Below are 23,576 nucleotides of genomic sequence, written 5' to 3'. Positions count from 1 at the left end.
GTTCGGCCCAGCGGCTGTTTAGCGCACCAGGGAGAGGATATCCAGAAGAAGTTTGTCTGCCGCCGGGGATGCAAGCTGCGCCTCTACCGGCAAATACCACCAGTTTTGTTGCGCGAAGGGCCGGCATTTCACTGCGTCTTTTTCGGTCATCATTAATACCTGGTCAGGACGAGCGAAGGCGGAGACCTGCGCTTGCGTCAGCGCCTGGTGATCCGCCAGGCTCAGCGTCTTAACGGGCGTTACACCTAAACTTTCCAGCGTGGCGAAAAAGCGCGGCGGATGACCAATCCCCGCCATTGCAACTACGCCCGTGAACGATGCGGCATCACGCTTTTCTCCGGTTAGCAGATTAACGGCCTGGGTTGGCACCAGCCGCATCGCGATCTCACCCGCTTTTGGCGTACCGCCATTGGTGATGACTGCATCTACTTCACGCAACCGGCCTTCACGTTCACGCATCGGGCCCGCGGGCAACCACCAGCCGTTGCCGAAACGCCGTACGCCGTCCACTACGACGATCTCCCTGTCACGCGCCAGCGCATAATGCTGTAGCCCGTCGTCGGTGATGATAATTTGCGGCGGATTATGTTCAAGCAGGGCCTGCACCGCCTCGCTGCGTACCGGTGAGACCGCCACAGCAGCGCCGGTACGCTGGTAAATCAGCACCGGCTCATCTCCGGCCTGTTCGCTGGAGGTTTGCGCATCAAGGACCAGCGGATAGCGTTCGGCTTTGCCGCCGTAGCCGCGTGAAACCACGCCAACCCGGATGCCGCGCTGCTGCAACTGCTCCACCAGCCAAACCACCACCGGAGTTTTACCGTTGCCGCCCGCGGTCAGATTACCCACCACGACCACCGGGACAGGCGCGCGCCAGGCTTTACGCCACCCTGCGCGGTAGCTTAGCCGGATAAGGGCGCTCACCAGGCCATAAAGCCCGGCGAGCGGCAACAGCAGAAACCACAGGCGGGATTGCCCCGACCAGATTTTTTCAATCATGCGCCAAACTGCATTTTATGAAGCTGGGCGTACACGCCGCGCTCATTTAACAGTTCGTCATGGGTGCCACGCTCCACGATGCGACCATCTTCAATCACCACGATTTCATCGGCTTTCTCAATGGTCGACAGGCGGTGGGCAATCACCAGCGACGTGCGGTTTTTCTGCAGTTCATCCAGCGCCGCCTGGATAGCACGTTCAGATTCGGTATCCAGCGCCGACGTCGCCTCATCCAGGATGAGGATCGGGCTATCGCGCAGCAACGCACGGGCAATGGCGATACGCTGGCGTTGACCGCCGGAGAGCATCACCCCGTTTTCACCGATGATGGTGTCGAAGCCGTTATCCATCTTATTGATAAAGTCGGTGGCATAGGCCATTTTCGCGGCCTTCTCAATTTCTTCGCGGCTGTACTCTTCGGTACGGGCGTAAGCAATGTTATTGGCGACGGTGTCGTTAAACAGATGCACGTTCTGGGATACCAACGCCACCTGGTTACGTAATGACGTCAGGGTATATTCCCTCAGGTCATGGCCGTCCATCAGGATTTCGCCTTCATCAATATCGTAAAAGCGGGTGATCAAACCAGCGATGGTCGATTTACCCGAGCCTGAGCGCCCAACCAGAGCGACGGTCTTACCCGCCGGAATGCGCAGATTAATGTTGCGCAGTGCCGGAGTGTCTCTGCCTGGATAGGTAAAGGTGACATTACGGAACTCAATATCGCCCGTGGCGCGTTCGATAACCCGCGTACCGTCATCTTTTTCCTGCTCGCTGTCCAGAATGCTGAACAGGGTCTGGCAGGCCGCCATACCGCGCTGAAACTGGGCGTTAACGTTGGTCAGGGATTTCAGCGGGCGCATCAGGGCGATCATCGCCGAGAACACCACGGTAATGGTCCCGGCAGTGAGGGTTTCCATCACGCTGGGGAAGCTGGCGGCGTACAGTACGAAAGCCAGGGCCAGGGAGGCAATCAGTTGGATAATCGGATCGGAGATGGAGGAGGCGGAAACCATACGCATCCCCTGGCGGCGCATTTTATTGCTCACTTTGTCAAACCGATCGGTTTCTACCTGCTGGCCGCCAAACATCAGCACCTCTTTATGCCCTTTGAGCATCTGTTCCGCGCTGGTAGTCACCTGCCCCATGGTGTTCTGCATGTTTTTGCTGATATTGCGAAAACGTTTTGAAACCACGCGAATGGCAATGGACACGATGGGCGCGAGCACGATCAGAATGATCGACAACTGCCAGCTGTAATAAAACATCATGATAAACAGGCCGATAATCGATGCGCCTTCACGCACGACGGTGATCAGCGCGCCAGAAGAGGATGAGGCAACCTGTTCAGAATCATAGGTAATACGTGAAAGTAGTGTACCGGTGGACTGTTTATCAAAGAATGCGACCGGCATCCCCATCATATGGTTAAACAGGCGGCGGCGCATAGTCATGACGACCTTACCGGAAACCCATGAAATACAGTAACTTGAAATGTAACTGGTGATGCCGCGCAGGACCATTAATCCAATGACGACTAAAGGCATCCAGAGCAGTACAGAGCGATCCGTCTTACCAAAACCATCGTCCAGTAATGGTTTAAGCAGCGATAACATATAGGTATCGCTGGCTGCGTTGAGAATTAACGCTATCGCAGCAACAATGAGGCCTGGTTTGAAAGGGGCAATCATTGGCCAGAGGCGGCGAAAGGTTTGCCACGTCGAAAGATCTTTGTCGGTATGCATTCAAAAAACCAGCTTTCGTTGAAATAGCCGCATATTCTACCCGTTATCCTTATCTACGCCAAACCACTGATGATACCAGCGAGGCGAAAGTTGCTGGCGGAAGCGTGTGATAATCATAGATTTTGGCGAAAAATTCACCGTAACTTGCCCCGCATGCGCGGTATCCTGCCATTGATAGTCATAGTGCTTATAGCGCGCTACTACCGGGCGAGACGGCAATCGCCACGCGTTGTAGCGGGCCACGGAGGCCAGCGCAGCCTGCCCTGCTACCGTCCTCAACAGGAGAACGCTGGATGATGTTTTGCTGCCGTGGTGCGGCACTTGCAGCACTGAAGCCTGCAGTTCGCGCCAGTGGTGCTTTACCATCAACCGTTCGGCGTCAGCTTCAATATCCCCGGTCAATAAGATGCTCTGCTCGCCATCGCTGACTTTAACCACGCACGAGGCGTTGTTCCCGGTATTCGCGCTGAGCTTCAGTGGCCAGTGCACTGTGAACACCAGCCCCTGCCAGCGCCAGCGCTTGCCGCGCAGGCAGGATTGATGCCCTGCCCAACCCAGCGAACTGATCACGGGTAGCGACGGCCATGTCTTAATCAAACTGTTCAGGCCGCCCCGATGATCGAGATGCTCGTGGCTTACGATAACGCCATCGGGTGTCAGGTGATGCCAGCGCAGCCAGGGGATAATCGTTTGTCGCGCGCTGTCCCCGCCCGGCCAGGCGTTGCCAGTATCGTAGAGCATGGCGCGACCATTACGCTCGATCACGATCGCTAAGCCATGCCCAATATCCAGCATATGAACGGCCCAACCATTATCGTGACGCTGGCGGATCAGCGGCCCGCTCAACAGTAGCACCACAATGCCGGGCAACAATGGCGTGTACCACAGAAAGCGTAGCCGCCAGAGAACAATTAGCAACCAGGGGCTAAACGCCAGCCAGAGAAAACGCCTGTCGACATCCAGCCAGCCGGGCGGCAGCGCCTGTAATCCATAAAAAACTCCGGCCAGCGAACGGTCCGCGATGTATTCAAGAACATGCTCCGCTGCACCCATCCCCACGCGATTTGTCATCATCGCCAGCAGGATCAGTGGCACGGTCACAAAGGTCACCACCGGTACGGCAAATAAATTGGCGACGACTGACGTCAGGCTGATGCCATGAAACAGCATGACCTGTAGCGGCAATAGCAGTAATGCCATGCCAGCCTGGAGGTGCAATAGCGCCAGCACAGGTTTGACGATGCGCGGCGATCCCAGCGGAATGAAGGGCATCCATTGAAACCAGAACAGCAACGCGCCTACTGCCAGAACCGAAAGCCAGAAGCTTTCTGACAGCACGGTTAAGGGATCGATAAACATGATGCCAGCGACGCAGCACAGCCATACGTGCAAAGGCTGCCCATTGCGCCCGCTCAGTCTGAGCGCGCCCCAAATCAGCATGGCGACAAAGGTTCTGATCGCAGGCGGGTTAGCCCCGCTCAATCCTGTATAGGCGCCGCTGGTTGCTAAACTGATGAGTAAGGGGAAAGCGTGGTGGATGAATCTGGCCGGAAAGGCAAATTGCATAAAACGTGCTATCCCCCAACCCATTAATCCGGCGAGGCCAATATGCAGCCCAGAAATCGCCATTAAATGGGATGTTCCGGTTTCACGCATCAGGTTTTTTATTTCATCGCTTACCGCCAGCCGTTCGCCGAAGCCCAATGCCATGATGACCTCGCGCCAGGGCCGGTGCGCAAGCGACTGGCTAACCGACGCCATAAAACCTGCGCGCCAGCTGCATTGGCTGTCGAGCGGTCGGGAGGAGATTATCCGGCCCGTTACGATACGCCGCTGTGACAAGGCGTAGCGCTGGTTGTCAAATCCACCATCATTAAGCTGCCCGTGGATGGGCTTCAGGCGCACCACAAGGTTCCAGCGCTGGCCAGCACACACTTTTTCTGCAAGATAGCCGCCGGGCAAATCTACCGTGATGGCCGGAAGCAGCCATTTACCCTCAATATGGGTGATTCGCGCCAGATGCCGGGTGCCACCATCGGTTTGCAGAATCGTCGCCGTCACATGCTGATTGCGCGTGGTGAGCGACAGTGGCGTCAGGGTTTGCCATGCCGCCAAAGAGGCCCAACAGAAAAAGAGCAGCGTCAGCGCCAGCGTACGCGCGGCTTTTCCCGGTGCTAAAAGTAGCAGCATCGCAGCCGCATTTATCACTGCCAGCAGTTCCAGTGACGGTAACTGAGGCAGCCAGAGTAGCGGCATTGTCCCTAAAATCAGGCAATAGCAAAGGGTAATGAGCGGCATGCAGGCCTCCTGTCTTGCCGCAGTATGCCGGGAATAAACAGGAGCGCGAGCCAGGAATCACAGCGTTACGCGCTGTGTTCATAGAATGTTGTGGTGTTGCTGCAACGCGCAGATATCTTGCGAGTTAAACCGTAACGTTTATGAAGGGCAAAAAAAAACGACATCCGTAGATGTCGTCTTCAGGGCAAGCTCAAACAAGCTTAACCATAGATATTGGCGCGGTCGCGTAACTCTTTACCCGGCTTAAAGTGCGGAACGTATTTGCCTTCCAGATCCACTTTATCGCCCGTTTTCGGGTTACGGCCAGTGCGCGGAGCGCGATAGTGTAAGGAGAAACTGCCAAAACCCCGGATTTCAATACGCTCGCCCTGGGCGAGAGTCGTGGCCATATGCTCCAGCATCTCTTTTACTGCATCTTCCACCGCTTTCGCGGGAATATGAGATTGCTGGGTTGCAAGTCTTTCAATTAATTCTGACTTGGTCATCATTCCTCCGGTTTCCATTCAGGAAAATTTGCCTACAGCTATCAATCGAACAAGGGCGGCCGCAGCCGCCCTGATTTAGCGCTCGGACGATTACTCGCCTTTAGCTGCTTTGAATGCTTCAGCCATAGCGCTGGAGAAGTTGCCGTCTTCCTGTTTGTTGTTAACAGTTGCGATTGCATCTTTCTCGTCAGCTTCGTCTTTGGCACGAACAGACAGGCTTACAACACGGTTTTTACGATCAACGCCGGTGAATTTCGCTTCAACATCGTCGCCAACGCTCAGAACCAGAGTGGCATCTTCAACGCGGTCACGGGAAGCTTCAGAAGCGCGCAGGTAGCCTTCAACGCCGTCTGCTAATTCAACTGTAGCACCTTTCGCGTCAACTGCCGTTACTTTACCAGTAACGATAGCGCCTTTCTTGTTCATAGCAACGTAGTTGTTGAACGGATCTTCTGCGAGCTGTTTAACGCCCAGGGAGATACGCTCACGCTCTGCGTCAACCTGCAGAACAACCGCTGCGATTTCGTCGCCTTTCTTGTATTCACGAACTGCTTCTTCGCCTGCAACGTTCCAGGAGATGTCAGACAGGTGAACCAGGCCGTCGATGCCGCCGTCCAGGCCGATGAAGATACCAAAGTCAGTGATAGACTTGATTTTACCTTCAACGCGGTCGCCTTTGTTGTGGGTCTCAGCAAACAGCTGCCACGGGTTGGATTTGCACTGTTTCAGGCCCAGGGAGATACGACGACGTTCTTCGTCAATATCCAGAACCATCACTTCCACTACGTCGCCAACGTTAACAACTTTGGACGGGTGGATGTTTTTGTTGGTCCAATCCATTTCGGAAACGTGCACCAGACCTTCAACGCCTTCTTCGATTTCAACGAAGCAGCCGTAGTCGGTCAGGTTGGTCACGCGGCCAGTCAGACGAGTGCCTTCCGGGTAACGTTTAGCGATAGCCACCCACGGATCTTCGCCCAGCTGTTTCAGGCCCAGGGAAACACGCGTACGCTCGCGGTCGAACTTCAGCACTTTAACAGTGATTTCGTCGCCAACGTTCACGATTTCGCTCGGATGCTTAACGCGTTTCCACGCCATATCAGTGATGTGCAGCAGGCCGTCTACGCCGCCCAGATCAACGAATGCACCGTAGTCAGTGAGGTTCTTAACGATACCTTTAACTTCCATGCCTTCCTGCAGGTTTTCCAGCAGCTGATCGCGTTCTGCGCTGTTTTCAGACTCGATAACGGCACGACGAGAAACAACAACGTTGTTACGCTTCTGGTCCAGCTTGATTACTTTGAATTCAAGCTCTTTGCCTTCGAGGTGCAGGGTGTCGCGAACCGGACGCACGTCAACCAGAGAACCTGGCAGGAACGCACGAATACCGTTCAGCTCAACAGTGAAGCCGCCCTTGACTTTGCCATTGATAACACCAGTAACGGTCGCAGCTTCTTCGTAAGCTTTTTCCAGCATCAACCATGCTTCGTGACGCTTCGCTTTCTCACGAGACAGCAGGGTTTCACCGAAACCGTCTTCTACTGCATCCAGAGCAACGTCAACTTCGTCACCAACCTGGATTTCAATTTCGCCCTGGGCGTTTTTGAACTGCTCAGCCGGAATGGCAGACTCAGATTTCAGACCGGCGTCAACCAGTACGATATCTTTGTCGATAGCAACAACAACACCACGAACGATAGAACCCGGGCGGGTTTCGATTTCTTTCAGGGATTCTTCAAAGAGTTGAGCAAAAGATTCAGTCATGTTTAATCTTCAGGTTTTAATTTAACGTCCACCTGGCTTCATGCCGGATGGGGTTGTTTCACATACCCGCTGTCAATCCATTGCAACGGGGGTACTGCAAATTCTGTCGCTTAATCAGCGAGAGCCAGTTTTTGGCGCGCATATTGTAGCGCTTTTTCAATCACTTGCTCAATGCTTAAACTCGTGGAATCCAGAACTAAAGCATCGGCAGCGGGGACAAGCGGCGCTACGGAACGGTTTCGATCGCGATCGTCACGTTCTTTGATCTCGGCCAAAAGGCGTTCAAAGTTAACACTAAAGCCCTTCTCCTGCAACTGTAGCATGCGGCGTTGGGCGCGCTCTTCAGAGGAGGCGTCAAGGAAAATTTTCACTGGCGCATCAGGGAATACCACGGTGCCCATATCACGCCCGTCGGCGATCAGACCCGGCGCTTCGCGAAACGCCCGTTGACGACGCAGCAAAGCTTCACGGACGCGAGGGAAAGCCGCGACCTGCGAGGCGGCGTTGGCCACATCCTGGGTACGGATTTCGCCGCTGACGTCTTCGCCTTCGAGGATCACTTCCAGCTCTTCATTGGTCGCCACAAAACGCACGTCGAGATGCGCCGCCAGGGGCACCAGCGCTTCTTCAGAAGCCACATCAACATGGTGATGCAGAGCCGCCAGCGCAAGGACACGGTAGATAGCGCCTGAATCCAGCAAATGCCATTGCAATGCTTCAGCCAGGGCTTTACATAGCGTGCCTTTACCTGCGCCGCTCGGCCCATCAACGGTAATCACGGGGGCTGCTGCCGTCATCCTATTCTCCTTAAGCCAGGCATACATGTCATAAACGCCGCGCATTATACGCGCCAATCACTCAGAGCGTTACTAAAGCTTACGTATGATTTGGTTTATGAATCTGAATGTAGAGGAATTGCTCAAGTATAGCGGGCTGGCGCAGTGCCAGCCCGTAGAGGCGGGATGAAAGCTTACGCCTGCGTGCTCAGGCGCGCCAGCTGCTCAAAATAATCCGGGAAGGTTTTGGCGGTGCATTTCGGATCGAGAATGGTCACCGGCGTATCTGATAGCGCCACTAATGAGAAACACATCGCCATACGGTGATCGTTATAGGTGCCGATATCCGCAAAGCGTAACTGCTCCGGCGGCGTGACCGTGATGAAATCATGGCCCTCTTCCACCGTCGCGCCCACTTTACGCAGCTCTGTCGCCATTGCCGCCAAGCGGTCGGTTTCTTTGACTCGCCAGTTATAGATATTGCGCAACGTCGTAGTGCCTTTAGCGAACAGCGCAGTAGTGGCGATAGTCATGGCGGCATCGGGGATATGGTTCATGTCCATGTCGATAGCGTTGAGATCGCCACGGGTGCAGGCGATAAAATCGTCGCCCCAGGTAATTTGCGCGCCCATTTTCTCCAGCACGTCAGCAAAACGGATATCGCCCTGGACGCTGTTGCGGCCAATGCCGGTCACTTTAATCGTACCGCCCTTGATCGCCGCCGCCGCCAGGAAATAGGACGCTGACGACGCGTCGCCTTCCACCAGATACTCACCCGGCGCCTGATAGCGTTGCCCGCCGCGGATCACAAAGCGCTGGTAATCGCCGTTTTCAACGTCCACGCCGAAGGTTTTCATCAAATGCAGGGTAATGTCGATATAGGGTTTGGACACCAGATCGCCTTTGATGGTGATAACCGTGTCCTGCTCCGCCAGCGGTGCGGTCATCAGCAGCGCCGTCAAAAATTGGCTGGAAACGCTACCATCAACCTCGACGTTGCCGCCGCTAAAACCGCCGCGCAGGCGCAGCGGAGGATAATGTTCCTGTTCCAAATAATCTATCTGCGCGCCGCCCTGGCGCAGTGCATCCACCAGATGGCCAATAGGACGCTCTTTCATTCGCGGCTCGCCGGTGAGCACGATGTCGTTGTGCCCCAGGCACAACGCCGCCGCCAGCGGGCGCATGGCGGTGCCGGCATTCCCTAAAAACAGCTCCAGCTCGCCTTTTGCCTGGAACGCGCCGCCCAGCCCGGTGACTTCGCAACGGCGACGGTCATCGGACAGTACATATTCAACGCCCAGCGCTTTCAGGGCGTTCAGCATATGACGGACGTCATCGCTGTCCAGCAGGTTGGTCAGCACCGTTTTGCCTTTGGCTAAGGCAGCAAGCAGTAATGCGCGGTTGGAAACGCTCTTCGAGCCGGGAAGGTTGATGGTGCCCTCAACGTGCGCGATGGGCTGTAAAGTCAGGGATTCCTGCATGCAAAAAATTCTCGATCGAGGTAATAAAAGCCCCGCAGACAGGCTGCGGGGAAGAAAAACAATAACGAGGATTAACCGTGGCGACGCTCAAAATCAATCATAAAATCGGTCAGCGCTTTTACGCCTTCCAGCGGCATCGCGTTATAGATAGAGGCGCGCATCCCGCCGACCACGCGGTGCCCTTTCAGCGCATGCAGACCGGCTTTAAATGACTCGTCGAGGAACAGCTTATCGAGGTTGCTGTCAGCCAGTTGGAACGGCACGTTCATGCGCGAGCGGTTGGCGCGGGCCACGTCATTACGGTAGAAATCGCTGTTGTCGATAACGCCGTACAGCAGATCCGATTTTTGCTGGTTGATGCGGTCCATGACGTCCACGCCGCCCTGCTGCTTCAGCCATTTAAACACCAGGCCGGAGAGATACCAGGCGAATGTCGGCGGCGTGTTGAACATCGAATCGTTTTCGCTCAGCACGGTGTAGTCGATGATCGACGGGCAGACGGAGTGCGCTTTACCCAGCAGGTCTTCACGCACGATAACAATCGTTAACCCTGCCGGGCCGATGTTTTTCTGCGCACCGGCATAAATTACGCCGTAACGGGAAATATCAATCGGATGGGAAAGAATGGTGGAGGAGAAATCAGCGGTTACGATGGCGTCGCCGAAGTCCGGCGTTTCATTAATGGCGATACCGTCGATGGTTTCATTCGGGCAATAGTGCAGGTAAGCGGCGTCTTCAGAAAGCTGCCATTCGTTCATCGGCTTGATGGCGCGTTTACCGTCGACGGTAATTTTGGCATCGATGACGTTCGGCTTAAGGTATTTATGCGCTTCTTTTACCGCGCTGGCTGCCCAGTAGCCGCCGTCCACATAATCGGCGGTAGTTTTATTGCCCAGCAGGTTGAGCGGGATGGCAGAAAACTGTCCGCGTCCGCCGCCGTGGCAGAATAAAACTTTATAATTAGAGGGGATATTCAGCAGATCGCGAAAATCTTTTTCCGCCTCTTCTGCGACCGCGATAAACGGTTTGCCGCGATGGCTGACTTCCATTACCGATGTACCCAATCCCTGCCAGTCGCGTAATTCCTGCTGTGCCAAAAGCATTACATCTGCCGGTAACATCGCCGGACCCGAACTAAAATTGTAGACCTGAGTCATTTCCCCTCACCACGCATAACAATAAGTTTTTCCTGTGGCTATCGGTTTTATCACTCAGCGAGTACGGCTGCAATGGCTAATCCCCGCCGGGGGCAAAACGTGCGCTTTATCACACGGCAGATTATGCCAGGCGGGAAGCAGAACACCGAAATTTACACTGTTCAGGTGACGCGGCAGGCGCGGCTGGCTTTAACCCACTGGTTATGCGCGCAGCGCGGACACATTAATTTATCTCCGGCTTTCATCGCGATCACTTCGCTACAGCGCGTGCAGGCGTAGTCTCCCGCGTCAGGCATGATTTTAAACGCTGGTTTATGGGAGTCCGGCAGAATGGGCAATCCGGGCCTGACATTCTCATCCGCGTAAAAATAAACGCTCAACTGCCCGTTGGTTTCCTGTATGGCTAATTTCACCTGTCCGAGCTGTTCCACGCCGCTAAGCCGCAGTTCCATAAAGTATTCAAACTCGGTCATGTTCTCTTTGCGAAGATTGTCCCAGGCGAGCTCGCCCTCTTTCACCACAATCATCGGCTTGCCTTCGAGCAGATCTTCCAGTTTCTCGCTGCGCGCCATCAGCCACATCACCAGCCGGTAAAGCGCGCCGAGCGAAATAAACACCACCAGCACCGGGATCATCGGCACGTCGTCATAAAACGCCACGTCACCCGCAGCAGAACCCAGCGTCAGGATGATCAGCACTTCAAACAGCGACATCTGGCGCACGCCGCGCCGCCCGGTGAGTTTCAGGAAAATAAACACCAGCACAAAGGTGTATAAGCTGCGCAGCGCGACTTCGCCGAGGAATTCAAAGGGGACCTTGTCAAAAGCCATCCGTTGCAAATCAAATGCTTTCATTTTTATTGGCCTTTACAGTACCTTGCTGAAAGTAAGCATAGCGCGAACAATTATTTTTGCCCGCTACGGCGGGAAGATGGCACCCGCAACACAAAACCCGTATCATTGCGCGCTTTGCGTACGATAAAAGTGACTCTCATGACTCAAACCTTCATTCCCGGTAAAGATGCTGCGCTGGAAGATTCCATCGCTCGCTTTCAGCAACAGCTCACCGACCTCGGCTTTAATATTGAAGAAGCCTCCTGGTTAAACCCCGTCCCGAACGTCTGGTCAGTGCATATTCGCGATAAAGACTCCGCGCTATGCTTCACCAACGGGAAAGGCGCCACCAAAAAAGCCGCGCTGGCCTCCGCGCTGGGCGAATATTTTGAACGTCTGTCCACCAACTATTTCTTCGCCGATTTCTGGCTGGGTGACACCCTCGCTAACGGTCCGTTCGTTCACTATCCCAACGAGAAATGGTTCCCGATCCCGGAAGACGACGAACTGCCAGAAGGCATTCTGGACGATCGCCTGCGCGCCTTTTACGATCCGGACAATGAACTCACCGCCAGCATGCTGATTGATCTGCAATCCGGCAACGCGTCGCGCGGTGTTTGCGCGCTGCCGTTCACCCGTCAGTCTGACCAGCAGACCGTGTATATCCCGATGAACATCATCGGCAACCTGTATGTCTCCAACGGTATGTCCGCAGGTAACACCGCTAACGAAGCGCGCGTGCAGGGCTTGTCTGAAGTGTTTGAGCGTCATATCAAAAACCGCATTATTGCCGAAAGCATCAGCCTGCCGGAGATCCCGCAGGAGGTTCTGGCGCGCTATCCGGGCGTGGTGGAAGCCATTGCTAAACTCGAAGCCGAAGGTTTCCCGATCTTTGCCTATGACGGCTCGCTGGGCGGCAAATACCCGGTGATCTGCGTGGTGCTGTTTAACCCGGCAAACGGCACCTGTTTTGCCTCGTTTGGCGCGCACCCGGATTTCGGCGTGGCGCTGGAGCGTACTGTAACCGAGCTGTTGCAGGGCCGCGGCCTGAAGGATCTGGACGTGTTTACCCCGCCGACTTTCGATGATGAAGAAGTGGCGGAACACGCTAACCTGGAAACCCACTTTATCGATTCCAGCGGCCTGATCTCATGGGATATGTTCAAACAGGATGCCGATTACCCGTTCGTCGACTGGAGCTTTGCCGGCACCACCGAAGAAGAGTTCGCCACCTTAATGGCCATCTTCAAATCTGAAGATAAAGACGTGTATATCGCTGACTACGAGCATCTGAGCGTTTACGCCTGCCGCATTATCGTGCCGGGCATGTCCGATATCTATCCGGCAGAAGATCTGTGGCTCGCCAATAACAGCATGGGCGCTCATCTGCGCGAAACCATTCTGGCACTGCCGGGCAGCACGTGGGAAAAAGAGGATTACCTCAACCTGATCGCTCAACTGGACGAAGAAGGCCATGACGACTTCACCCGCGTGCGCGAGCTTCTGGGACTGGCGACCGGCAAAGACAACGGCTGGTACACCTTGCGCATCGGCGAGCTGAAAGCGATGCTGGCGCTGGCGGGCGGCGATCTGGAACAGGCGCTGATCTGGACCGAATGGACCATGGAGTTCAACGGGTCGGTATTTAACGCTGAACGCGCTAACTACTACCGCTGCCTGCAAACCCTGCTGCTGCTGGCGCAGGAAGAAGACCGCCAGCCGTTGCAGTACCTCAATGCGTTTGTGCGTATGTACGGCGCCGAAGCGGTAGAAAGCGCCAGCGCGGCGTTGAGCGGCGAAGCACCGTTCTACGGCCTGCAAGCGGTGGATGCCGACCTGAAAGCCTTCCCGGCGCATCAGGCGCTGCTGGCCGCGTATGAGAAACTACAGCGCGCCAAAGCGGCTTTCTGGAAAGTGTCTTAACCTGAAGTCACTCAAAAAACGTATGCGATTGTGCATACCTCAGCTATATTACGGGGCGATTTAATTGCCCCTTTTTTTTATTTTGGCGTTAATTATTTCAAATGTAATTTTAAAGTTAAATATGAGTGAACATTCAAAGTCATTACTGGCTTTTAGTGTTACTTATTTTAATAAATACTCCATATTAATTAACTGTTGGCTATGAGGCGGAGCGGTGTCATTCAACTTAAATAATAAACTTTAAAAATTATTTTTAGCTTTATTTTCATAAGGTTAACGCAAAAATTTGCAATAACACCACGTTTTGCAGGTCTACAACTCCGGCGAGATATGATCGATATCAAATTTTGCTGTATAATGCTTTGTTAGTATCTCGTCGCCGATTAAATATAGAGAGAGTTAGTGTGAAAGCTGACAACCCTTTCGATTTATTACTTCCCGCTGCCATGGCAAAAGTTGCCGAAGAAGCGGGTGTCTATAAAGCAACGAAACAACCGCTGAAGACCTTTTATCTGGCGATCACTGCGGGCGTCTTTATCTCCATCGCGTTTGTTTTCTACATTACTGCCACCACCGGTACTGCGACCATGCCTTACGGCATCGCAAAACTCATCGGCGGGATGTGCTTCTCTTTAGGCCTTATTCTATGCGTGATTTGCGGCGCGGACCTGTTCACCTCTACGGTGCTGATTGTGGTCGCTAAAGCGAGCGGCAGGATCACCTGGGGCCAACTGGCGTGTAACTGGCTGAATGTCTATATCGGCAACCTGATAGGCGCGTTATTGTTTGTACTGCTGATGTGGCTGGCGGGCGAGCATATGGTCGCAAATGGCGGCTGGGGTTTAAATGTTTTACAAACCGCTGACCATAAACTCCACCATACTTTTATCGAGGCCGTCGCGCTCGGTATTCTGGCGAACCTGATGGTGTGCCTTGCGGTATGGATGAGCTACTCTGGCCGTAGCCTGTTCGACAAAGCGTTCATCATGATCCTCCCTGTTGGCATGTTCGTCGCCAGCGGGTTTGAGCACAGTATCGCAAATATGTTCATGATCCCGTTTGGTATTGTGATTCGTAACTTCGCCAGCCCGGAATTCTGGACCGCTATCGGTTCCTCACCGGACAATTTTTCTCATCTGACTGTGATGAACTTCATCATTGATAATCTGATTCCGGTTACGATCGGCAATATCATCGGTGGTGGTTTGTTAGTTGGGTTGACGTACTGGGTCATTTATCTGCGCGGCGACGACCACCACTAAGGTCGGCTCGGGCAGAAAGAAAAAATCCACTTAAGAAGGTAGGTGTTAAATGTCTGAACTTAATGAAAAGTTAGCCACAGCCTGGGAAGGTTTTGCCAAAGGTGACTGGCAGAATGAAGTTAACGTCCGTGACTTCATCCAGAAAAACTATACCCCGTATGAAGGTGACGAATCCTTCCTGGCTGACGCCACGGAAGCGACCACTTCCCTGTGGGACAAAGTTATGGAAGGCATCAAACTGGAAAACCGCACTCACGCGCCAGTTGATTTCGATACCGACCTGGCTTCTACCATCACCTCTCATGACGCTGGCTACATCAACAAGAGCCTGGAGAAAATCGTTGGCCTGCAAACTGATGCTCCGCTGAAACGTGCGATTATCCCGTTTGGTGGCATCAAAATGGTTGAAGGTTCCTGCAAAGCGTATGACCGCGAGCTGGACCCGGCTCTGAAAAAAATCTTCACCGAATACCGTAAAACCCACAACCAGGGCGTGTTCGATGTCTACACTAAAGACATCCTGAACTGCCGTAAATCTGGCGTGCTGACCGGTCTGCCGGATGCCTATGGCCGTGGTCGTATCATCGGTGACTACCGTCGCGTTGCACTGTACGGTATCGACTTCCTGCTGAAAGACAAATACGCGCAGTTCCTGTCTCTGCAATCCGATCTGGAAAACGGCGTAAACCTGGAAGCGACTATCCGTCTACGTGAAGAAATCGCTGAACAGCACCGCGCTCTGGGTCAAATCAAAGAAATGGCAGCGAAATATGGCTGCGATATCTCTGGCCCGGCGACCAACGCGCAAGAAGCGGTACAGTGGACTTACTTCGGCTACCTGGCTGCAGTGAAATCCCAGAACGGCGCGGCAATGTCCTTCGGTCGTGTGTCTACTTTCCTGGACGTGTTCATCGAACGCGACCTGAAAGCAGGCAAAATCACTGAAGCCGAAGCGCAGGAAATGATCGACCACCTGGTGATGAAACTGCGTATGGTGCGCTTCCTGCGTACCCCGGAATACGATGAGCTGTTTTCTGGCGACCCGATCTGGGCAACCGAATCCATCGGCGGTATGGGCGTTGACGGCCGAACTCTGGTTTCCAAAACCAGCTTCCGTTTCCTGAACACCCTGTACACTATGGGCCCGTCTCCGGAGCCGAACATCACGATTCTGTGGTCTGAAAAACTGCCGCTGAATTTCAAAAAATTCGCTGCGAAAGTCTCCATCGATACCTCTTCTCTGCAGTACGAGAACGATGATCTGATGCGTCCTGACTTCAACAACGACGACTACGCGATCGCTTGCTGCGTAAGCCCGATGGTTGTTGGTAAGCAAATGCAGTTCTTCGGCGCACGTGCAAACCTCGCGAAAACCATGCTGTATGCCATCAACGGCGGCGTGGACGAAAAACTGAAAATGCAGGTTGGTCCGAAATCTGAGCCAATCAAAGCAGACGTGCTGAAATTCGACGAAGTCATGGATCGCATGGATCACTTCATGGACTGGCTGGCTAAGCAGTACGTGACCGCGCTGAACATCATCCACTACATGCACGACAAGTACAGCTACGAAGCCTCTCTGATGGCGCTGCATGACCGTGACGTTATCCGCACTATGGCGTGTGGTATCGCCGGTCTGTCCGTCGCCGCTGACTCCCTGTCTGCAATCAAGTACGCGAAAGTTAAACCGATTCGCGACGAAGACGGCCTGGCTGTTGACTTCGAAATCGAAGGCGAATACCCGCAGTTCGGTAACAACGACGCTCGCGTGGATGACCTGGCGGTTGACCTGGTAGAACGTTTCATGAAGAAAATCCAGAAACTGACTACTTACCGCAACGCTATCCCGACCCAGTCTGTTCTGACCATCACCTCTAACGTGGTTTATGGTAAGAAAACCGGTAACACCCCGGATGGCCGTCGCGCTGGCGCTCCGTTTGGACCGGGTGCTAACCCGATGCACGGTCGTGACCAGAAAGGTGCAGTTGCCTCTCTGACTTCCGTTGCTAAACTGCCGTTCGCTTACGCTAAAGATGGTATCTCTTACACCTTCTCTATCGTTCCGAATGCACTGGGTAAAGACGACGAAGTGCGTAAAACCAACCTGGCCGGTCTGATGGATGGTTACTTCCACCACGAAGCGTCCATCGAAGGCGGTCAGCACCTGAACGTGAACGTGATGAACCGTGAAATGCTGCTTGATGCGATGGAAAACCCGGAAAAATATCCGCAGCTGACCATCCGCGTTTCTGGTTATGCGGTACGTTTTAACTCCCTGACTAAAGAACAGCAGCAGGACGTTATTACCCGTACCTTCACTCAGACCATGTAATTCACTGTCTGGCTGAATAAGCGTACAATAAAGGCTCCACATCCGTGGGGCCTTTTTATCAGTTACTGCCCCGCCCCACAGCCTGCTTTGCCAGCTATCTATACTAAGATGGATGACTGCCAAAACAGACTCGACACAACCTTTATGAGTTGTGCGCACACAGGCCCCGGATGGGCCACATCTGGAGAAAACACCGCAATGTCAGTTATTGGTCGCATACACTCCTTTGAATCCTGCGGGACCGTTGACGGCCCGGGCATCCGCTTCATTACCTTCTTCCAGGGCTGCCTGATGCGCTGCCTGTATTGCCATAACCGCGATACCTGGGATACCCACGGCGGTAAAGAAATCACCGTCGACGAGCTGATGAAAGAGGTCGTTACCTATCGACACTTTATGAACGCGTCCGGCGGCGGTGTGACCGCATCCGGCGGCGAAGCCATGCTGCAAGCCGAATTCGTGCGCGACTGGTTCCGCGCCTGTCATAAAGAAGGTATCCATACCTGCCTGGACACCAACGGCTTTGTGCGCCGTTATGACCCGGTGGTGGATGAATTGCTGGAAGTCACCGATCTGGTGATGCTGGACCTGAAGCAAATGAACGACGAAATCCATCAGAACCTGGTGGGTGTTTCCAACCATCGCACCCTGGAATTCGCCCGCTACATCGCCAATAAAGGGATTAAAACCTGGATTCGCTATGTAGTGGTGCCGGGCTGGTCAGACGATGATGACTCTGCGCATCGCCTCGGCGAGTTTACCCGCGAGATGGGCAATATCGAGAAAATCGAATTACTGCCTTATCATGAATTGGGCAAACACAAATGGGTGGCGATGGGCGAAGAGTACAAGCTGGATGGCGTGAAACCACCGAAAAAAGAGACCATGGAGCGGGTGAAAGGGATTCTGGAGCAGTACGGTCACAAAGTGATGTACTAACATCCGCCGCAGTTAACCAAAAACCCCCGACGCAAATCGGGGGTTTTTAGTTTCAGGCATGCACCACCGGGGTCGGATGCTGGCCAGCTTTGCGCAACAGCATCAGCAAATAAACGAACGACACGCTGGCGATCATGATAAACAGCAGATTGTCAGAATACTTCTGCATCAGCATCGCGGTCAGCGTCGGGCCCAGCAGGCTACCGATGGTATAGCTCAATAACAGTGCCTGGTTCATCGATACCAGTTGATGGTGCTCGACTTTTTCACAGGCCCAGGCCATCGCCACTGGATAGACGGTAAAACCCGCCGCACCGAGGATAAACAGCGCAGGTGCCATCGCCGCATTGCTCAGCATCGCCAGGCAGCCGAGGATCACCACAAATACTTGCACTCGCAGCACCAGCAGCCGGCCAAAGCGGTCGGCAAGACGGCCAATCGGCCACTGCCCGACAATACCGGCGCTAACCATCACCGCCATCCAGAAGCCAATCCCCGCGTTACTGACGCCCTGATGGTTGAGATATAGCGGCATCAGGCCATATAGCGAACCGAGCACGATCCCCGAAATGATACAGCCGTTAACGCCCAGACGCGCCTGACGCAACTTGAACATCGACCACACCGGGGTATTTTCCTGATGCTCGCTGTTCTGGTTCACGATGCGGGTAAACAGCAGCGGTAAAATTGCCGCCAGCGTTAAGCCAGTCACCCACGGCAACACATCCATCAGCTCGGTAGAAAGCTTGCTGACCAGGATCTGGCCCAGAACCGTACCGACATAGTAAATCATCATATAGGCCGCCAGCAGGCGACCGCGGTTGCGCGAGGTGCCGCTGCACATCAGCGCGCTTTCCACTACTACCCAGATCATGGCGCAGCCGACGCCAGCAATAAACCGCCAGGTCATCCAGCTCCAGAAGCCCACCATCAGGCCCAGGCCAACGCAGCCCGTCGCAAATAGCAGAGATGCAAAATAATAGCTGCGGTTAAAACCCCAACGCTTAATTAAGCTCCCGGTCAGTAACGTTCCCACCAGATTACCGGTGAAATAGGCGGAACTGACGACCCCAACCTGCCAGGTAGGAAGGCTTTCATGGGCGAGCCAAAGCGGCACCAGGGTGTTAAGCACCGCGATAGCCAGGGTCAACAAAAGTAGGCCACAGAGCAGAAGCAGCACTGGCCGGGTATACGTGGACATGGAATAAACCGTGAGGAAGTTCAAAATTCACGCGCATCATGCCACCGCCAAAAACAAAGTCAATCGGCTCGTTAAGCGCAAAATGGGCTTTTAACGATGTCGATATAAGTTATTCATTTAGCTTATCAATGCTTGTAACGCTTTTTGAGTTATCGCCTTGTTTTCATGGATTTTTTAAAAGCCATAACAAGATAATTCAGTCGAAAAATTTCATCGAAGCCGCAGCGTCTCCGGCTGCGCGATTTTTAATCTATTCTTAGTGACGATGCGCTTTTATCCCACCCTGCAAAGGTAACCGCAAATGAGTAAACCTTACGTTCGTCTCGATAAAAATGAAGCGGCTGTTTTGCTTGTCGATCATCAGGCCGGATTGCTTTCCCTCGTCCGGGATATCGAACCCGATAAATTCAAAAACAACGTTCTGGCACTCGGCGATCTCGCGAGATACTTTAATTTGCCGACTATCCTGACCACCAGCTTTGAAACCGGCCCTAACGGCCCGCTGGTGCCGGAACTGAAAGCGCAGTTTCCGGATGCGCCCTATATTGCCCGTCCGGGAAATATCAACGCCTGGGATAACGAAGACTTTGTTAACGCCGTAAAGGCCACCGGCAAAAAGCAGCTGATTATTGCCGGCGTGGTGACAGAAGTGTGCGTGGCCTTTCCGGCGCTATCGGCGATTGAAGAGGGATTTGATGTATTTGTGGTGACGGACGCATCGGGAACATTCAACGAATTGACCCGGCTTTCTGCCTGGGATCGAATGTCTCAGGCGGGGGCGCAGTTAATGACCTGGTTTGGCGTCGCCTGTGAATTGCACCGCGACTGGCGCAACGATGTGGAGGGCCTGGCGACGCTGTTTTCCAATCATATTCCTGATTACCGCAATTTGATGACCAGTTACGATTCCCTGAAAGGGAAATAAACGGCATAAAAAAAGCGCCCTGAGGGCGCTTTTTATCAGGCTGGGTGAGATTAACCGATAAATTCCAGACCTTTCATGTACGGCTTCAGTACGTCAGGAATGGCGATACGCCCATCTGCCTGCTGATAGTTTTCCATTACCGCCACCAGGGTACGGCCAACCGCCAGGCCTGAACCGTTCAGGGTATGAACCAAACGCGGTTTTTTGTCGGTTTTGGTGCGGCAGCGCGCCTGCATACGGCGAGCCTGGAAATCCCATACGTTAGAACAGGAAGAGATTTCGCGGTAAGTATCCTGCGCCGGCACCCACACTTCCAGATCGTAGGTTTTGCATGCGCCAAAGCCCATATCGCCAGTGCACAGCAGCACTTTGCGGTACGGCAGACCCAGCAACTGGAGAACTTTCTCGGCGTGGCCGGTCATCTCTTCCAGCGCATCCATAGAGTCTTCCGGACGCACGATCTGAACCATTTCGACTTTATCGAACTGGTGCATACGGATCAGACCACGGGTATCGCGACCGTAAGAACCCGCTTCTGAACGGAAGCACGGCGTATGCGCGGTCATGCGCAGCGGCAGCGATTCTTCTTCGAGGATCTCGTCACGCACCAGGTTGGTCAACGGCACTTCCGCCGTCGGGATCAGCGCATAGTTGCTGCTGTCCGCTTCTTCTTCCAGCGGACGAGTGTGGAACAGATCGCCGGCAAATTTCGGCAACTGCCCGGTTCCGTACAGGGTGGCGTGGTTAACCAGATACGGCACATAATTTTCGCTGTAGCCGTGCTCTTCGGTATGGAGATCCAACATAAATTGCGCCAGGGCGCGATGCAGACGCGCGATCTGGCCTTTCATCACGACAAAGCGTGAGCCGGTCAGTTTAACCGCGTTCGCAAAATCCAGTCCGCCATGCATTTCACCGAGGGTGACGTGATCGCGGATCTCGAAATCGAACTGGCGAGGCGTACCCCAGCGGCTGACTTCAACGTTATCATGCTCGTCTTTACCCACCGGTACGCTGTCGTCCGGGATGTTGGGAATAGCCAGTGCGATATCGCGAATTTCGTTCAGCAAAGTTTCCAGTTCGGCTTTCGCCGCATCTAACTCTTCACCCAGTTTATTCACTTCCATGCGTAGCGGCTCGATATCTTCCCCACGCGCTTTGGCCTGGCCGATGGATTTCGATCGCGAGTTACGCTCAGCCTGCAGATTTTCCGTGTTGACCTGCAAAACTTTACGACGCTCTTCAAGAGCGCGCAGCTTATCTACGTCCAGCTTAAAGCCCCGGCGTGCCAGTTTTTCTGCGACTGCGTCTGGCTCGGTACGCAGCAGATTGGGATCGAGCATGCTTATCCTGTGCTTATCGAATTGAAAGGGAGAAAGTGGCCACAGCCTGCGACCACCTATAGTCCTGATAACCTTACCGCAACGCCTGCATTAGCGGTAGCGTTTTGTGGGGCTTTTCTGATCCTGTTCAGTAAGCCAGGCGAGCTTTTCGCCAATTTTCCCTTCAAGACCTCTGTTTGTCGGCCGGTAATAGCGTGTTTGTGCCATTTCAGGCGGAAAATAGACTTCTCCGGCGGCGTAAGCATTGGGCTCATCGTGAGCGTAACGGTACTCTTCTCCATAACCCATGTCTTTCATCAGCCTGGTCGGGGCGTTGCGTAAATGAACCGGAACATCATAGTCAGGGCGGTCGCGCGCATCAGATAGCGCGGCTTTGAATGCGGTATAGACGGCATTACTTTTCGGCGCGCAGGCCAGGTAGACGATCGCCTGGGCAATCGCCCTTTCCCCTTCCGCCGGGCCAACGCGGGTAAAACAGTCCCAGGCGGAAATCGCCACCTGCATGGCGCGCGGATCGGCGTTGCCGACATCTTCAGAGGCAATCGCCAGACAGCGGCGCGCCACGTACAGCGGATCGCCGCCTGCGGTAATGATCCGAGCATACCAGTACAGCGCAGCATCCGGCGACGAGCCGCGTACCGATTTATGCAAGGCGGAAATCAGGTCATAAAACCGATCGCCTTTGTTATCAAACCGCGCGCTGCGTTCGCCTGCGATTTCGGTGAGCAATTCCGCCTTCAGCACCCGCTTGCCGGAATCATCCAGCTCCGCCATATCCGCCATCATCTCCAGCGTATTAAGCGCACGGCGGGCGTCGCCGTTGACCAGTTCGGCAATCGCCCGGCGCGTATCGTCCGGCAATATGATGTCCTGGCCGCCGTAACCGCGTTTCGCGTCATTCATCGCCTGGTCTAAAACCTGCTCAATATCTTCTGTCGTCAGGGATTTCAACAGGTAAACGCGGGCCCGCGATAACAGCGCCGAATTCAGTTCAAACGAGGGGTTTTCAGTGGTAGCGCCGATAAAAGTAATGGTGCCATCTTCAATATGCGGCAGAAACGCGTCCTGCTGGCTTTTATTGAAGCGGTGCACCTCATCGACAAACAGAATGGTGCGCCGTCCGGCGTTGCGATTTTGCCGGGCACGTTCAATCGCTTCGCGGATCTCTTTCACGCCTGACGTCACCGCTGAAATGCGCTCAATATCCGCATTAGCGTAGCGGCCAATCACTTCGGCAAGGGTCGTTTTCCCGGTGCCTGGCGGCCCCCAGAGGATCATTGAATGCAGGTGACCTGCTTCAATCGCGCGCGGCAGCGGTTTGCCGGGAGCCAGCAGATGCTGTTGCCCGATGTACTGCGCTAAATTTTCTGGCCGCATACGCGCGGCCAGAGGTTGAAAAGCGTTATCAGAAAAGTCGAGCGACAGGTTACTCACTCACACCTCTATTTACGTTGGTCGTCCACGGTAACGCCCTGCGGCGGTGTGAACCTAAACTTGCTCATATCAACCGCGCCGTTCTGCTGGGACTTCAGCTGATAGCTGCTGCGCTGATCGTCTTGCTCCACGGCGCTGAACTGATGGATGGTGCCATCCGGGCTAACGTTAATCGTAAACTGCTTCAGATTACCCGCGCTGGTTTTTGGCGTCAGAATAAAATCATTGCCGCTTTGCTTGATATTGTACTGCTGCCAGTCGCTGGCCTGGTTACGGGCGATCAGCATAAACGGTGTATTACCGGTGGCGTCTTTCAGCCAGGTCGCGCTCGCCTGCTCAACAAAAGGATTATAGAACCACAGCGTTTTACCATCGGAAACCAGCACACTTTCATCCGGCTGGGTCATATGCCAGTTAAATAGGTTCGGGCGTTTAACCCACAGATCGCCCTGGCCTTCCTGAACCGCAGCGCCGCTGCCGTCGGTCACTTTTTGGGTAAAGCTGGCGTGGAAGCTGCCGACTTTATCCAGACGGCTTTTTAAATCGCTCGCTGCATCCGCCCAAACCGAGCTGGTGGCGAACGCCGCAACAAGCGCGCAGGTCATTACAATTTTTTTCATTTTTTATGATTCCTCAACATGCGCCAGGCCCGACACGGGCAACAGGTGTCGTTAACTGTAGC

The 23,576-nt window shown here is 54.1% G+C and carries 18 protein-coding genes; 5 read left to right on the top strand and 13 right to left on the bottom strand.

The genetic code is table 11. The annotated features are described in order from the left end of the window. Positions 1 to 18: 18 nt before the first annotated feature. From lpxK to RT120_RS01810, 9 genes are all read right to left on the bottom strand, one after another. A complete protein-coding gene (gene lpxK / locus RT120_RS01850) occupies positions 19 to 996 on the bottom strand; it encodes a tetraacyldisaccharide 4'-kinase (protein WP_312978692.1) in 978 nt (325 codons plus the stop codon). Next, complete coding sequence (gene msbA / locus RT120_RS01845) at positions 993 to 2,741, bottom strand: lipid A ABC transporter ATP-binding protein/permease MsbA (protein ID WP_312978690.1); 1,749 nt, start codon at positions 2,739 to 2,741, stop codon at positions 993 to 995. The genes lpxK and msbA overlap by 4 nt, the downstream gene beginning before the upstream one ends. Positions 2,742 to 2,777: 36 nt before the next feature. Beyond that, positions 2,778 to 5,039 carry a ComEC family protein gene (locus RT120_RS01840; protein ID WP_312978688.1) on the bottom strand — a complete coding sequence of 754 codons (2,262 nt, stop codon included), beginning with the start codon at positions 5,037 to 5,039 and terminating at the stop codon, positions 2,778 to 2,780. Between the two features lie 200 nt (positions 5,040 to 5,239). Further along, the gene (gene ihfB, locus RT120_RS01835) at positions 5,240 to 5,524 is read right to left on the bottom strand and encodes an integration host factor subunit beta (RefSeq protein WP_125291785.1); all 285 of its coding nucleotides are present in this window, start codon (positions 5,522 to 5,524) and stop codon (positions 5,240 to 5,242) included. A gap of 90 nt (positions 5,525 to 5,614) precedes the next feature. Beyond that, the gene (rpsA, locus tag RT120_RS01830; protein ID WP_312978685.1) at positions 5,615 to 7,288 is read right to left on the bottom strand and encodes a 30S ribosomal protein S1; all 1,674 of its coding nucleotides are present in this window, start codon (positions 7,286 to 7,288) and stop codon (positions 5,615 to 5,617) included. A gap of 110 nt (positions 7,289 to 7,398) precedes the next feature. Beyond that, a complete protein-coding gene (gene cmk / locus RT120_RS01825) occupies positions 7,399 to 8,085 on the bottom strand; it encodes a (d)CMP kinase (protein ID WP_312978683.1) in 687 nt (228 codons plus the stop codon). Positions 8,086 to 8,258: 173 nt separating this feature from the next. Continuing rightward, positions 8,259 to 9,545, bottom strand: coding sequence for a 3-phosphoshikimate 1-carboxyvinyltransferase (gene aroA / locus RT120_RS01820; protein WP_312978681.1), 1,287 nt, complete (start codon positions 9,543 to 9,545; stop codon positions 8,259 to 8,261). 71 nt (positions 9,546 to 9,616) lie between these two features. Beyond that, positions 9,617 to 10,702: a 3-phosphoserine/phosphohydroxythreonine transaminase gene (gene serC, locus RT120_RS01815; RefSeq protein ID WP_312978680.1), complete on the bottom strand. Its 1,086-nt coding sequence runs from the start codon at positions 10,700 to 10,702 to the stop codon at positions 9,617 to 9,619. 161 nt (positions 10,703 to 10,863) lie between these two features. Then, a complete protein-coding gene (locus RT120_RS01810) occupies positions 10,864 to 11,556 on the bottom strand; it encodes a DUF421 domain-containing protein (protein ID WP_312978679.1) in 693 nt (230 codons plus the stop codon). A gap of 138 nt (positions 11,557 to 11,694) precedes the next feature. Between RT120_RS01810 and ycaO the strand changes: the two genes are divergently transcribed. The 4 genes from ycaO to pflA all read left to right on the top strand — a co-directional run bounded on the left by ycaO (position 11,695) and on the right by pflA (position 17,991). Then, on the top strand, positions 11,695 to 13,458 hold the full coding sequence (gene ycaO, locus RT120_RS01805; RefSeq protein WP_312978677.1) for a 30S ribosomal protein S12 methylthiotransferase accessory factor YcaO: 1,764 nt from the start codon (positions 11,695 to 11,697) through the stop codon (positions 13,456 to 13,458). Between the two features lie 404 nt (positions 13,459 to 13,862). Then, entirely contained in the window at positions 13,863 to 14,720 is an 858-nt protein-coding gene (gene focA / locus RT120_RS01800) for a formate transporter FocA (RefSeq protein ID WP_312978675.1), read from the top strand. 49 nt (positions 14,721 to 14,769) lie between these two features. Beyond that, on the top strand, positions 14,770 to 17,052 hold the full coding sequence (gene pflB, locus RT120_RS01795) for a formate C-acetyltransferase (protein ID WP_312978673.1): 2,283 nt from the start codon (positions 14,770 to 14,772) through the stop codon (positions 17,050 to 17,052). Between the two features lie 198 nt (positions 17,053 to 17,250). Beyond that, positions 17,251 to 17,991 (top strand): pyruvate formate lyase 1-activating protein, encoded by a 741-nt coding sequence (gene pflA / locus RT120_RS01790; RefSeq protein WP_312978671.1) that lies wholly within the window; start codon positions 17,251 to 17,253, stop codon positions 17,989 to 17,991. A 52-nt stretch (positions 17,992 to 18,043) separates the two neighbouring features. Here pflA and RT120_RS01785 read toward each other — a convergent pair whose 3' ends face one another. Beyond that, complete coding sequence (locus tag RT120_RS01785) at positions 18,044 to 19,192, bottom strand: MFS transporter (RefSeq protein ID WP_312978669.1); 1,149 nt, start codon at positions 19,190 to 19,192, stop codon at positions 18,044 to 18,046. A gap of 301 nt (positions 19,193 to 19,493) precedes the next feature. Here RT120_RS01785 and ycaC point away from each other — a divergent pair, with 301 nt between their 5' ends. Next, a complete protein-coding gene (gene ycaC / locus RT120_RS01780) occupies positions 19,494 to 20,117 on the top strand; it encodes an isochorismate family cysteine hydrolase YcaC (RefSeq protein ID WP_312978667.1) in 624 nt (207 codons plus the stop codon). A gap of 50 nt (positions 20,118 to 20,167) precedes the next feature. Here the strand turns inward: ycaC and serS are convergent, their stop codons facing one another. From serS to lolA, 3 genes are all read right to left on the bottom strand, one after another. Then, on the bottom strand, positions 20,168 to 21,460 hold the full coding sequence (gene serS / locus RT120_RS01775; RefSeq protein ID WP_312978665.1) for a serine--tRNA ligase: 1,293 nt from the start codon (positions 21,458 to 21,460) through the stop codon (positions 20,168 to 20,170). A gap of 90 nt (positions 21,461 to 21,550) precedes the next feature. Next, on the bottom strand, positions 21,551 to 22,894 hold the full coding sequence (gene rarA, locus RT120_RS01770; RefSeq protein WP_312978663.1) for a replication-associated recombination protein RarA: 1,344 nt from the start codon (positions 22,892 to 22,894) through the stop codon (positions 21,551 to 21,553). A gap of 8 nt (positions 22,895 to 22,902) precedes the next feature. Further along, the gene (lolA, locus tag RT120_RS01765) at positions 22,903 to 23,514 is read right to left on the bottom strand and encodes an outer membrane lipoprotein chaperone LolA (protein WP_312978661.1); all 612 of its coding nucleotides are present in this window, start codon (positions 23,512 to 23,514) and stop codon (positions 22,903 to 22,905) included. Between the last annotated feature and the right edge of the window lie 62 nt (positions 23,515 to 23,576).

This window comes from Atlantibacter sp., from assembly GCF_032062175.1.
Taxonomy (GTDB): Bacteria; Pseudomonadota; Gammaproteobacteria; order Enterobacterales; family Enterobacteriaceae; genus Atlantibacter.
Note: the sequence above shows the minus strand (reverse complement) of the source record. Positions and strands in the feature narration are given on the sequence as shown.